The organism is uncultured Streptomyces sp. (assembly GCF_947488945.1).
Lineage (GTDB): Bacteria > Actinomycetota > Actinomycetes > Streptomycetales > Streptomycetaceae > Streptomyces.
In genome coordinates, this window is record NZ_CANLBS010000004.1 from 475,536 (window position 1) to 488,094 (window position 12,559).

General features: G+C 74.4%; 14 protein-coding genes. 12 read left to right on the forward strand and 2 right to left on the reverse strand.

The window, feature by feature from the left end:
• Nucleotides 1-111 precede the first annotated feature (111 nt).
• The gene (locus Q0994_RS08800; protein ID WP_299531182.1) at nt 112-1,761 is read left to right on the forward strand and encodes a cation acetate symporter; all 1,650 of its coding nucleotides are present in this window, start codon (nt 112-114) and stop codon (nt 1,759-1,761) included.
• Nucleotides 1,762-1,936: 175 nt separating this feature from the next.
• Here the strand turns inward: Q0994_RS08800 and Q0994_RS08805 are convergent, their stop codons facing one another.
• Complete coding sequence (locus tag Q0994_RS08805) at nt 1,937-2,569, reverse strand: TIGR03085 family metal-binding protein (RefSeq protein WP_299531184.1); 633 nt, start codon at nt 2,567-2,569, stop codon at nt 1,937-1,939.
• A gap of 85 nt (nt 2,570-2,654) precedes the next feature.
• Here Q0994_RS08805 and hisI point away from each other — a divergent pair, with 85 nt between their 5' ends.
• The 11 genes from hisI to lgt all read left to right on the forward strand — a co-directional run bounded on the left by hisI (nt 2,655) and on the right by lgt (nt 11,644).
• Nucleotides 2,655-3,065, forward strand: coding sequence for a phosphoribosyl-AMP cyclohydrolase (gene hisI, locus Q0994_RS08810; protein WP_299531186.1), 411 nt, complete (start codon nt 2,655-2,657; stop codon nt 3,063-3,065).
• 11 nt (nt 3,066-3,076) lie between these two features.
• On the forward strand, nt 3,077-4,585 hold the full coding sequence (locus Q0994_RS08815) for an anthranilate synthase component I (RefSeq protein ID WP_299531189.1): 1,509 nt from the start codon (nt 3,077-3,079) through the stop codon (nt 4,583-4,585).
• Nucleotides 4,585-5,244, forward strand: a complete 660-nt coding sequence (locus tag Q0994_RS08820) for a TIGR02234 family membrane protein (protein WP_299531191.1) — start codon at nt 4,585-4,587, stop codon at nt 5,242-5,244. The genes Q0994_RS08815 and Q0994_RS08820 overlap by 1 nt, the downstream gene beginning before the upstream one ends.
• A gap of 105 nt (nt 5,245-5,349) precedes the next feature.
• Nucleotides 5,350-5,601 carry an HGxxPAAW family protein gene (locus tag Q0994_RS08825; RefSeq protein WP_299531193.1) on the forward strand — a complete coding sequence of 84 codons (252 nt, stop codon included), beginning with the start codon at nt 5,350-5,352 and terminating at the stop codon, nt 5,599-5,601.
• 126 nt (nt 5,602-5,727) lie between these two features.
• Nucleotides 5,728-6,231, forward strand: coding sequence for a DUF2752 domain-containing protein (locus Q0994_RS08830; RefSeq protein ID WP_299531196.1), 504 nt, complete (start codon nt 5,728-5,730; stop codon nt 6,229-6,231).
• Between the two features lie 122 nt (nt 6,232-6,353).
• On the forward strand, nt 6,354-7,163 hold the full coding sequence (gene trpC, locus Q0994_RS08835) for an indole-3-glycerol phosphate synthase TrpC (RefSeq protein WP_299531198.1): 810 nt from the start codon (nt 6,354-6,356) through the stop codon (nt 7,161-7,163).
• 47 nt (nt 7,164-7,210) lie between these two features.
• On the forward strand, nt 7,211-7,396 hold the full coding sequence (locus Q0994_RS34145) for a tryptophan biosynthesis modulator TrpM (RefSeq protein ID WP_363325538.1): 186 nt from the start codon (nt 7,211-7,213) through the stop codon (nt 7,394-7,396).
• A 153-nt stretch (nt 7,397-7,549) separates the two neighbouring features.
• Nucleotides 7,550-8,836: a tryptophan synthase subunit beta gene (gene trpB, locus Q0994_RS08840; protein WP_299531201.1), complete on the forward strand. Its 1,287-nt coding sequence runs from the start codon at nt 7,550-7,552 to the stop codon at nt 8,834-8,836.
• A complete protein-coding gene (gene trpA, locus Q0994_RS08845) occupies nt 8,833-9,645 on the forward strand; it encodes a tryptophan synthase subunit alpha (protein WP_299531204.1) in 813 nt (270 codons plus the stop codon). The genes trpB and trpA overlap by 4 nt, the downstream gene beginning before the upstream one ends.
• Nucleotides 9,646-9,721: 76 nt before the next feature.
• The gene (locus Q0994_RS08850; RefSeq protein WP_299531206.1) at nt 9,722-10,543 is read left to right on the forward strand and encodes a thioredoxin domain-containing protein; all 822 of its coding nucleotides are present in this window, start codon (nt 9,722-9,724) and stop codon (nt 10,541-10,543) included.
• A gap of 99 nt (nt 10,544-10,642) precedes the next feature.
• Nucleotides 10,643-11,644 carry a prolipoprotein diacylglyceryl transferase gene (lgt, locus tag Q0994_RS08855; protein WP_299531209.1) on the forward strand — a complete coding sequence of 334 codons (1,002 nt, stop codon included), beginning with the start codon at nt 10,643-10,645 and terminating at the stop codon, nt 11,642-11,644.
• 70 nt (nt 11,645-11,714) lie between these two features.
• Here the strand turns inward: lgt and Q0994_RS08860 are convergent, their stop codons facing one another.
• Nucleotides 11,715-12,524 (reverse strand): CoA ester lyase, encoded by an 810-nt coding sequence (locus Q0994_RS08860; protein ID WP_299531349.1) that lies wholly within the window; start codon nt 12,522-12,524, stop codon nt 11,715-11,717.
• Between the last annotated feature and the right edge of the window lie 35 nt (nt 12,525-12,559).

Consider the following 12,559-nt stretch of genomic DNA (forward strand, 5'->3'; position numbering starts at 1 on the left):
CGTCCCGCTCGATGTGAACCGGCACAAGCGCTCCCGCCGCCCGCTGTACGGACGCATCGTCCCGACCCCGGTGTCTGTACGGCGTTCCGCCCGAATGGTGCCGTGACCCGCATGTCATCTTTCGCCGACGCACGGTCGCTCGCCGTGGTGATCTTCCTCGGGTTCGTCGCACTGTCGCTGCTGCTCTGCGGACTGGCCGCCGCGGACCAGGACGACCCCGAACACTTCTACGCGGGCGGCAACGCCGCGCTCGGTCCGGTGGGCGGCGGACTCGCCGTCGCGGGCGACTACATCTCCGCCGCCACCCTGCTCTCCACCACCGGGTCCGTCGCCCTCGCCGGATTCGACGGACTGCTGTTCCTGCTCGCCACCGTCGCCTCGCTCTTCCTGGTGATGCGGCTTCTGGCGAACCGGCTACGGGCCCAGGGGGTGTTCACGCTCGGCGACTTCCTCACCGAACGGCTCCAGGACCCGTCCGTCCGGCGGGCCCTCGGCGTCACCACCCTGGTCGTCCTGGTCCCCCTGCTGCTGGTCCAACTGACCACCGCCGGCACGGTGATGGCCGCCATGTTCGGCCTCCCCGAGGGCGCGGTCACCGGCTGCACCGTCGCCAGCGGCGCCCTGATGGTCTGCTACTCCGCCTTCGGCGGGATGCGCGGCACTGGATACGTCCAGATCCTCAAGGTCGCCGTCGTCCTGGCGGCCGTCACCCTGCTGGCCGGCCTGGTCCTCGCCCACTACGGCTGGTCGCCGTTCGCCCTCTTCGACGCGGCCCGGCAGGGCAGCGGCGAGGGCTCCGCCTACACCAGACCCGGCCTCCAGTTCGGCCACGGCGCGCTCGGCGCCCTCGACCTGATCGGTTTCCAGGCGACCCTCGTCCTCGGCGCCGCCTGCATGCCGCACATCACCATGCGCCTGCACCCGCTGCCCGACGCCGAGACCGCCCGCCGCACCGGCGTCTGGGCCGTCGCCCCGGTCGCGCTGCTCTGCGCGGGCATCCTCGTCGTCGGGCTCGGCGCCTCCGCCCTCATCGGCCACGAGGCCCTGCGCGCCGCCGACCCCGCGGGCGGCACCTCGCTGCTCATGGTCACCGGCGCCCTCGACCCCGGCGCGGCCGGACCCCGCGACAGCCTGCTGTTCGCCCTCGTCGCCTGCGCCGCCTTCGCCACCACGCTCGCCGCCGTCGCCGGGATCACCCTCGCCGCCGCCTCCAGCCTGGCCCGCGACTTCGCCCGCACCGCCGGGGCGCGGGGCGCCGGCAAGGCGTCCTCCCGGGAGATCCGGCGGGCCCGCTGGGCGATCGTCGTGCTCGGCGCCCTCGCCGTCCTCGGCTCGGCGTACACCCACGACCGCAACCCGCAGGTGATGCTCTCGCTCTCCTTCGCGGTCGCCGCCTCGACGCTCCCGTCGATCCTGTTCCACACGTTCTTCCTGCCGGGCTTCGACGCGCGCGGGGTCCGGTGGACCGTATACGGGACCGTGCCGCTCATCGTCGGCCTGATGGTGTTGTCCCCGGCCTTCTCCGGCACCCCCGTCTCGATCTTCCCGGACCGCGACTTCCACGTGTACCCGCTCCAGACACCGGGGCTGATCTCCATCCCCGTCGGGTTCGTGCTCGGCCGGCTCGGCTCCCGCCGCTCCGGCCGCCCGCGCGCCGGAAGGACGGCCGCCCCGCACGCCCGCCACCGCGCCGAGGCCGCCCCGGCCGGCGCCGAGACCGCCCCGGCCGGCGCCCCGTGGAACGGCCCGGACGCGGCCTGACCCGGAGCCGCCCCGGCCGCACCCCGCCCCGGCCCGGTCGCACCCCGCCCGGTCACCCGCCCCGCCCCCGTCACACGCCCCGCCAGGGAACGCACGCGGGCCGGGCGGGAAGCACGCTCCCGCCCGGCCCACGGCCGTCCTCGCGCACGGTCCCGGCTCCCCGGGACCCGCGCCGTCACATGCCGAGCCGCGAAAGCTGGAGGCGCTCCACCGCGTCCTTGTCGCCCGCCAGTTCCACGTCCGCCACGTCCTGCCGCCCGAACGCGAACAGCAGCAGCTCGCCCGGTTCGCCGGTCACGGTCACCACCGGCGCCCCCTTGCGGGCGACCACCGTGCGGCCGTCGGGGCGGCGCAGCACCAGGCCCACCTGCGAGCGGCGGCCCAGCATCTTCGCCGTCCGCTCCATCCGCGACCACAGCACGTCGGCGAAGACCGGGTCCAGCTCCCGCCTCGACCAGTCGGGCTGCGCCCGCCGCACGTCCTCGGCGTGCACGTAGAACTCCACCGTGTTGGCCGCCTCGTCCACCTGCTTCAGCCCGAACGGCGACAGCTTGGGCGGCCCCGTACGGACGAGCTGGACCAGCTCCTCGTACGGCTTCGCGGCGAATTCCGCCTGCACCCGCTCCAGTCGGCTCTTCAGGGCTCCGATCATGATCCCGGCCGCCGCGTCGGCACGACGCTCGCGTACCACCACATGGGCGGCCAGGTCGCGGGTCTTCCAGCCGTCGCAGAGGGTGGGGGCCTCGGCGCCGGCCGCCTCCAACAAGTCCGCGAACAGAAGACGTTCACGCTTCGCATGGGTCGTCATGACCGCCAGCCTACGACCGGTGCACACCGTCCGCCCAGTGGACGGGCGGCCGGGACGGGCGGACCGGCGCGGCACAATGGGCACCATGAGCAGCACGCCCCCGCCCGGCACCCCGGCCACCGGCGCCCCCGGAACCCCGCCCGCAGGCAATCTCGACCCCGCCGTCGCCGCCCGTCTCAAGCGCGGCCCCGACGGACTGGTCCCCGCCATCGCCCAGCAGTACGACACCGGTGAGGTGCTCATGCTCGGCTGGATGGACGACGAGGCCCTGCACCGCACCCTCACCACCGGCCGCTGCACCTACTGGTCCCGCAGCCGCCAGGAGTACTGGGTCAAGGGCGACACCTCCGGCCACGTCCAGCGCGTCGTCGGCGTCGCCCTCGACTGCGACGCCGACACCGTGCTCGTCCGGGTCGACCAGACCGGCGCCGCCTGCCACACCGGCGACCGCACCTGCTTCGACAGGGACGTCCTGCTCAGCACCGGCGATCAGTGAGGCCCCCCGTGATGGATCTCGACACCTTCCGCAAGCTCGCCGTGGACCGCCGCGTCATCCCCGTCGTCCGCAAGCTGCTCGCGGACGGCGACACCCCCGTCGGCCTCTACCGCAAGCTCGCCGCCGAACGCCCCGGCACCTTCCTGCTGGAGTCCGCCGAGAACGGCCGGAGCTGGTCCCGCTACTCCTTCGTCGGCGTACGCAGCCACGCCACCCTCACCTCCCGCGACGGGCAGGCGCACTGGCTCGGCACCCCGCCGGTCGGCGTCCCCGTCGACGGCGACCCGCTCGAAGCCCTGCGCGCCACCACCGAGGCGCTGCACACCCCGCGCGACCTGGCCGGCGCCGAGGGGCTGCCGCCGTTCACCGGCGGCATGGTCGGCTACCTCGGCTACGACGTGGTGCGCCGGCTGGAGAAGATCGGCGAGCACGGCGGCGACGACCTCGGCCTCCCCGAGCTGACCATGCTGCTCACCTCGGACCTCGCCGTCCTCGACCACCGGGACGCCTCCGTCCTGCTGATCGCCAACGCGATCAACCACAACGACCTGGAGACCGGGGTGGACGAGGCGTACGCCGACGCCGTCGCCCGGCTCGACGTCATGGAGCAGGACCTGCGCCGCCCCGTCGTCAACGCCCCCGCCGTCCTCCCGCCCTCCGAGCTGCCCGAGTACACCGCGCTCTGGGGCGGCGCCGCCTACCAGGAGGCGGTCGAGGACATCAAGGAGCGCATCCGGGCGGGCGAGGCCTTCCAGGTCGTCCCCTCCCAGCGCTTCGAGACCCCCTGCACCGCCGGCGCCCTCGACGTCTACCGGGTGCTGCGCGCCACCAACCCCTCGCCTTACATGTACCTCTTCCGGTTCGACGGCTTCGACGTCGTCGGCTCCAGCCCGGAGGCGCTGGTCAAGGTCGAGGACGGCCGGGCCATGGTCCACCCCATCGCCGGCACCCGGCACCGCGGCGCGACCCCGCAGGAGGACCAGGCCCTCGCCGAGGAACTGCTCGCCGACCCCAAGGAGCGCGCCGAGCACCTGATGCTGGTCGACCTCGGCCGCAACGACCTCGGCCGGGTCTGCGAACCGGGCAGCGTCGAGGTCGTCGACTTCATGTCGGTCGAGCGGTACTCCCACGTCATGCACATCGTCTCCACCGTCACCGGCCGGGTCTCGCCCGACCGCACCGCCTTCGACGTGCTCACCGCCTGCTTCCCGGCCGGCACCCTCTCCGGCGCCCCCAAGCCCCGCGCGATGCAGATCATCGAGGAACTGGAACCCAACCGCCGGGGGCTCTACGGCGGCTGCGTCGGCTACCTCGACTTCGCCGGGGACTCCGACACCGCCATCGCCATCCGCACCGCGCTGCTGCGCGACGGCACCGCCTACGTCCAGGCCGGCGCGGGCGTCGTCGCCGACTCCGACCCGGTCGCCGAGGACGACGAGTGCCGCAACAAGGCCGCCGCGGTGCTCCGGGCGGTGCACACCGCCAACCGGCTCCGCGACCAGGAAACCGGTAGGGGATAGTGGAAGGCGTGAGCGCCGTCCCCGTACCCCAGCCCCGTGCCCGTACCACCGCCTCCTCCGCCGCGTCCGCGAGCCGCCGAAGTCTGGCCCTCGCCCTGCTGCTGGGGGCGGCGGGCGCGACCGTCGTCCTGCTCGCCTCCGGGCAGGAATGGGCCTCCGGCAAGGCCGCGGTCGGCGGTGGCACGCTCCCGCTGACCGCCGACGGGCAGGACGTCACCGGCCTGCCCGCGGCGCTCGCCGTCGTCGGCCTCGCCGCCCTGGTCGCCGTCTTCGCCGTCCGGGGCGCCGGCCGCTACCTCGTCTCCGCGCTGCTCGCCCTCAGCGGCCTCGGCGCGGGACTCAGCGCCTGGCTCGGCGCCTCGGACAGCTCCGCCCTCGACGAGAAGGCCGCCGACACCACCGGCGACACCGCCGCCACCGTCGCGGCCCTCACCCACACCGCCTGGCCCTACGTCACCGCCGTCGGCGGCCTGCTGCTCCTGCTCGCCGGACTGCTCGCCCTGCGCCACGGCAGCCGCTGGCCGACCATGTCGGGGCGGTACGAGCGCGACGGCACGCCCCGCCCCCGGACCGCCCCGAAGGCCGCCCCGGATCCCGACCGGCCCGAGGACCTCTGGAAGGCCCTGGACCGCGGCGAGGACCCGACGCGCGAGAGCTGACCCCCCCAGCTCACGTCCCGGCGGAACGTACGGGACAATGGAGCCGGACTTTCCCACCGCACCACCACGCGACACCCCCGGCACAACACCAACGAGGAGCAACTCATGGCGGGCACGAGCCACGGACACACCCCGGCCGCCTGGACCGGCGTCATCATCTCGTTCATCGGCTTCTGCGTCGCAGGCGTCTTCATGGTCGCCGCGAACCCGCTCGGGTTCTGGCTCGGGCTCGTGGTGGTCTTCGCCGGCGGGATCGTCGGTTACGCCATGAAGCTCGCCGGTCTCGGCATGCCGAAGGAGTCCGCCGAGCAGGCCGCGGCCCGCTCCCGCGCCGGTCAGGCCCAGCTCTCCCACTGAGCCGGAGCGGCCGGAGGCCCGCGGCCGGTTCCGCCGGCCCGGCCCCCGCACAGCACGACACGCGACACGACACGAGGCGCGGCCCCCGGGCTGCGCCTCTCCGCGTCGCGGGGGCACAATCGCCGGGTGGACGCCACGCCTGCCCCCGCCGCCCAGCCCCCCGACGCCGCCCCGGGCGCCGGACCCCCCTCGGAGCCGTACCCCGCCGGGTCACGGCCGCCCGGCCCGTCCGGCCCGCTCGCACGGCGGCTGGCCGCCCCGCTCGGCGCGCTGGCCGCGGTCGCCGGCGCCTTCGCCTACGTGGCCGCCGTCGACCCGAACGAACCCGGCCACTACCCGGTCTGCCCGATGCTGCGCCTCACCGGCCTGCTCTGCCCCGGCTGCGGTGGGCTGCGCAGCGCCCACGCCTTCGCCCACGGCGACCTGCCGGCCGCGCTCGGCTCCAACGCCGTCGGCGTCGCCCTCTACGTCGCCTTCGCGGTGTTCTGGGTGGTGTGGTCGGTCCGGGCCGCCCGCGGCCGGCCCGTGCGGCTCGCCGTGCCGTCCGGCTGGTGGTGGGGGGTCGGGGCGGTGCTGCTGCTCTTCACCGTTGTCCGAAACCTGCCCTTCGGCTCCGCGCTCGCTCCCTGACCCGCGGCCGGTGCCCAACTGCTGGGACGCACGGCGGGCGGATGCGGGTCCTCGCGCCTCCTGCGGATACCATCGGGATGGCTGATCCTGTTCCATCATCGTTCCGGAAGGGGGCCGCTCGCGTGAGTGTGCTCGACGAGATCATTGACGGCGTACGTGCCGACCTCGCGGAACGGCAGGCGCGCGTCAGCCTCGACGAGCTCAAGGAACGCGTGTCGCGCGCTCCCGCGGCCCAGGACGGGGCCGCCGCACTGCGCGGCGAGGGCGTCACCGTCATCTGCGAGGTCAAGCGCTCCAGCCCCTCCAAGGGCGCCCTCGCGGCCATCGCCGACCCGGCCGCGCTCGCCGCGGACTACGAGGCGGGCGGCGCGGCCGTCATCTCGGTCCTCACCGAGCAGCGCCGCTTCGGCGGCTCGCTGGCCGACCTCGACTCCGTCCGCGCCAAGGTCGGCATCCCGGTCCTGCGCAAGGACTTCATCGTCACCTCCTACCAACTGTGGGAGGCCCGCGCGCACGGCGCCGACCTCGCCCTGCTGATCGTCGCCGCCCTCGACCAGGAGGCGCTGGTCTCGCTGATCGAGCGCGCCGAGTCCATCGGCCTGACGCCGCTCGTCGAGGTGCACGACGAGGAGGAGGCCGAGCGCGCGGTCGACGCCGGCGCCCGCGTCATCGGCGTGAACGCCCGCAACCTCAAGGACCTCAAGGTCGACCGCTCCGTCTTCGAGCGCGTCGCCCCCGAGATCCCGGCCCACATCGTCAAGGTCGCCGAGTCCGGCGTCCGCGGCCCGCACGACCTGATCGCGTACGCCAACGCCGGTGCCGACGCCGTCCTGGTCGGCGAGTCGCTGGTCACCGGCCGCGACCCGAAGGCGTCCGTGGCCGACCTCGTCGCGGCCGGCGCCCACCCCGCGCTCCGGCACGGACGGGGCTGACCCGTCCCGTGTCCGCCGTCCGCCCCGCCCCCCGTACCCGTCCGGGCCTGCGCCCCGCCGGGTGCGGAGCCGTGCCGGCCCGCGTCCCGCACGCGGCGCTGGCCCGCGGCTGCCGCCCGCGCGGCTGCCGCGCCCCGGCCCGCCGGGTGCACGGGCGGCGCGTGCGGTACGTCATCGGCGACGAGCCCGGCCAGGTCAACGGCATGCGATGGCCCCGGGGGACCGCGCCGTAGCGAGCCCCCCGTCCACCGACGCCGCCGCACCGGGCACCACGCTGCCCGCGCGGCGGCGCGAGCCCGCCGTGTCCACGGCCGGGCGGTGACGGTCCGGGCCGGCCGCCGCGCATACGGTGAACCCACCCGTTGCCATGCCGAGGAGCACGTCGGATGTCGTCTGACTTCTTCATTCCGGACCCCGAGGGTCTCGTCCCCAGCGCCGAAGGGTATTTCGGCGCCTACGGCGGCAAGTTCATCCCGGAGGCGCTCGTCGCCGCCGTGGACGAGGTCGCCGTCGAGTACGACAAGGCGAAGGCCGATCCGGCCTTCGCGGCCGAGCTGAACGCGCTCATGGCCGACTACACCGGCCGCCCCAGCGCCCTCACCGAGGTCGCGCGGTTCGCCGGACACGCGGGCGGCGCCCGGATCTTCCTCAAGCGCGAGGACCTGAACCACACCGGCTCGCACAAGATCAACAACGTGCTGGGCCAGGCCCTGCTGACCAGGCGCATGGGCAAGACCCGCGTCATCGCGGAGACCGGCGCGGGCCAGCACGGCGTCGCCACCGCGACGGCCTGCGCCCTGTTCGGCCTCGAATGCACCATCTACATGGGCGAGATCGACACCCAGCGGCAGGCGCTCAACGTCGCCCGCATGCGGATGCTCGGCGCCGAGGTCATCGCCGTGAAGTCCGGCTCCCGGACCCTCAAGGACGCCATCAACGAGGCGTTCCGCGACTGGGTCGCCAACGTGGACCGGACCCACTACCTCTTCGGCACCGTCGCCGGACCGCACCCGTTCCCCGCGATGGTCCGCGACTTCCACCGGGTCATCGGCGTCGAGGCCCGCCGCCAGATCGTGGAGCGCGCCGGCCGGCTGCCGGACGCCGCGGTCGCCTGCGTCGGCGGCGGCTCCAACGCCATCGGCCTCTTCCACGCCTTCATCCCGGACGAGTCGGTCCGGCTCGTCGGCTGCGAGCCCGCCGGGCACGGGATCGCCACCGGCGAGCACGCCGCCACCCTGAGCGCGGGCGAGCCCGGCATCCTGCACGGCTCGCGCAGCTACGTGCTCCAGGACGACGAGGGCCAGATCACCGAGCCCTACTCCATCTCGGCCGGTCTGGACTACCCCGGCATCGGCCCGGAGCACTCCTACCTCAAGGACACCGGCCGCGGCGAGTACCGGGCGGTCACCGACGAGGACGCCATGCGGGCGCTGCTGCTGCTCTCCCGCACCGAGGGCATCATCCCGGCCATCGAGAGCGCCCACGCCCTGGCCGGCGCGCTGGAGCTCGGCAAGGAACTGGGCGAGGACGGGCTGATCCTGGTCAACCTGTCCGGCCGCGGCGACAAGGACATGGACACCGCAGCCCGCTACTTCGGGCTGTACGACACGGACGCGGCCGTCGAGGCCGACGCCGCGGGCACCGGCGCGGAGATCGAGGGGGACGCCAAGTGAGCGGCAACATCGAGCTGTTGAACACCACCCTCGCCGCCACGAAGGCCGAGGACCGGGCCGCGCTCATCGCGTACCTGCCGGCCGGCTTCCCCACGGTCGACACGGCCATCGAGGCCGTCAAGGCCGTCGTCGCGGGCGGCGCCGACGTCGTGGAGATCGGGCTGCCGCACAGCGACCCGGTCCTCGACGGCCCGGTGATCCAGACCGCCGACGACATCGCCCTGCGCGGCGGCGTCCGCATCGCCGACGTGATGCGGACCGTGCGCGAGGCCCACGCGGCCACCGGCGCGCCGATCCTCGTGATGACGTACTGGAACCCGATCGACCGGTACGGCGTCGAGCGGTTCACCGCCGAGCTCGCCGAGGCGGGCGGCGCCGGGTGCATCCTGCCCGACCTGCCCGTCCAGGAGTCCGCGCTGTGGCGCGAGCACGCCGAGAAGCAGGGCCTGGCCACCGTGTTCGTGGTCGCGCCCAGCAGCCGCGACGAGCGGCTGGCCACCATCACGGCGGCCGGCAGCGGCTTCGTCTACGCCGCCTCCCTGATGGGCGTCACCGGCACCCGCGCGTCGGTCGGTGAGCAGGCCCAGGACCTGGTGCGGCGCACCCGCGCCACCACCGGACTGCCGGTCTGCGTCGGCCTCGGCGTCTCCAACGCGGTCCAGGCCGCCGAGGTCGCCGGCTTCGCCGACGGGGTCATCGTCGGCTCGGCCTTCGTCAAGGCGATCCTCGACGCCCCCGACGAGAGCGCCGCCCTCGAAGCGGTGCGCGGCCTCGCGGCCGATCTCGCCGCAGGTGTTCGAAAGCGCTGACGGCGCGCGTCATCCGTAAGGGTGGACCTGGGACCGGGGAGGCACGCGTGTGCCTCCCCGGTTCGTTGCTGCGGGTGTGAGCGAGAACCAAGACGGAAGCAGCAGGGCCGCGCGTGACCGGCTCGTCCAGCAGCGTGAGCGGGAGAAGGCGCGCGAGCGCCGCCGCCGCACGCTGATCGTGTCGGCGGCCGTGGTCGGCGTCCTCGCGCTGGCGGCGGTGATCGGCCTGATCGCGGCCAACGCCGGCGACGACGACGGCGACACCGCGGGCCCGGTGGTCGCCCCCTCCGGCGCCACCGGCGAGCAGAGCCTGACCATCCCCGTCGGAGCGACGGACGCCCCGTCCACGCTCACGATCTGGGAGGACTTCCGCTGCCCGGTCTGCGCCCAGTTCGAGAACGCCTTCCGCGACACGATCGCGGAGCTGGAGAAGGACGGGCAGCTCAAGGTCGAGTACCACCTCGCCACGATCATCGACGGCAACATGGGCGGCAGCGGATCGGCCCGCGCCGCCAACGCCGCCGCCTGCGCCCAGGACGCCGGCGCGTTCCCCGCGTACCACGACGTCCTCTACCGCAACCAGCCCGCCGAGACCGACGACGCCTTCGGCAAGAACAGCAAGCTGATCGAACTGGCCGGCGAGGTCGACGGGCTGGACACGCCGGAGTTCCGCTCCTGCGTCGAGGACGGCAAGCACGACGCCTGGGTCGCCGCCTCCAACAAGGCGTTCGGCGAGGGCGGCTTCCAGGGCACCCCCACCGCCCTGCTCAACGGCGAGTCGATCTTCCCGAAGAAGGGGAACGAACAGATCTCCGTCGACAACCTCAAGAAGTGGGTGGCGGAGGCCAACAAGGGCAAGAAGGCCGGGACGCTCAGCCCGTCGCCCGCCGGCTCCTGACCGGCCGGTCCCGCGGGCCGGACCACCCCTTCCCGTTACCCAGACGTTGCCGGGCGGCTTGCCGCACCCGCCGCCCGGCAGGGTAGCGTCGACCCCGTCATGAACCTTGCCTTCATTCCCAGCCCGTCGACCGGCGTGATCGATCTCGGACCGATCCCGCTCCGCGGCTACGCGTTCTGCATCATCATCGGTGTCTTCGTCGCCGTCTGGATCGGCAACAGGCGCTGGATCGCCCGGGGCGGCACCGCCGGCACCGTCGCGGACATCGCGGTCTGGGCGGTGCCCTTCGGACTCGTGGGCGGCCGCCTCTACCACGTGATCACCGACTACCAGCTCTACTTCGGCGACGGTGAGAACTGGGTCGACGCCTTCAAGATCTGGCAGGGCGGCCTCGGCATCTGGGGCGCCATCGCGCTCGGAGCCCTCGGCGCCTGGATCGGCTGCCGGCGCCGCGCCATCCCGCTGCCCGCCTGGGCCGACGCGCTCGCCCCCGGCATCGCCGTCGCCCAGGCCATCGGCCGCTGGGGCAACTGGTTCAACCAGGAGCTGTACGGCAAGCCGACCGACCTGCCCTGGGCCGTGAAGATCAGCGCCGCGGCCAACCGCGACGCCGGCACCTACCACCCGACCTTCCTCTACGAGTCGCTGTGGTGCGTCGGCGTGGCCCTCCTGGTGATCTGGGCCGACCGCCGTTTCAAGCTCGGCCACGGACGCGCCTTCGCGCTCTACGTCGCGGCGTACTGCACCGGACGCGCCTGGATCGAGTACCTGCGGGTCGACGAGGCCCACCACGTGCTCGGCCTGCGGCTCAACGTGTGGACCGCGATCATCGTCTTCCTGCTCGCCGTCACCTACTTCGTCGTCTCGGCGAAGCTGCGCCCCGGCCGCGAGGAGATCGTCGAGCCCGCCGCACCGAACGACGCCGAAGCGGACGGGGACGCGACCGACGCGGACACGACCGACGCGGCGGCCGGCACCGACGCCGACGACGCGCCCGCGACCGAGCCTGCGACCGACGAGCGGCCCGACGCGACCGACGAACGGTCGGCCGCCCCGGCATCCGACGCGGACGACCCGCTGAAGAAGGCCCACGAGCGCTGATCCGGCCGTTGCGGACCCGACGGAGGCCGCCGCACCCACGGGGTGCGGCGGTCTTCGCCGTATCCGCCCGCTACTCCGCCGTCACGGCCGCCCGGCGGCCCAGTTCCAGGGTGCGCCGGGCCGAGGCGACCACCGCCGCGTCCACGAACCGCCCGTCCGGCAGGGCGAGCGCCCCCTCGTCCGTACGGGCCGCCGACACGATCTCCTCGGCCGCCGCCAGCTCCGCCCCGGTCGGCCGGAACGCCCGCTCGATCACCGGGAGCTGCCGGGGGTGGATCGCCGCCCGCCCCAGCATCCCGAGCCCCCGGCCCCGCACGCACGACGCCCACAGCCCGTCCAGGTCGCGCACGTCCGGGAAGACCGACTGGGCCGGCGGCGCCAGCCCGGCGGCCCGCGCGGCGACCACGATCCGGCTGCGCGACCAGTCCAGCCCCACGTCCTCCCGCACCCCCAGATCGGCCCGCAGGTCCGCCTCGCCGAGCGCGATGCCCCGCACGTCCGGGTGGGCGGTCGCGATGGAGTAGGCGTGCTCCACCGCCATCGCCGACTCCAGCAGCGGATGGAGCGGCACGCCCGGCGCGAGGGCCGCCACGTGGTGCACGGTCACCGCATGGGTGATCTTGGGCAGCCGAAGCCCCGCCAGCCCCGGCAGTCCGGCCAGGGCCCGCACGTCGTCCTCGCCGTGCACCCGGACATGGACCGGCGTCCCGCCGCCGGCCGGCGCCGGGTCCGTCAGAAGCTCCGCGGTCGCCGCGCGGGCGTACTCCTTGCGGTCCTGGGCGACCGCGTCCTCCAGGTCGACGATCACCACGTCCGCCCCCGCCGCCAGCGCCTTGCGGACCACCTCCGGACGGTCCCCGGGCACGTACAGCCAGGTCAGCGGGGTGGCCGCCGGTGTGGCCGGGGTGTGCGGCG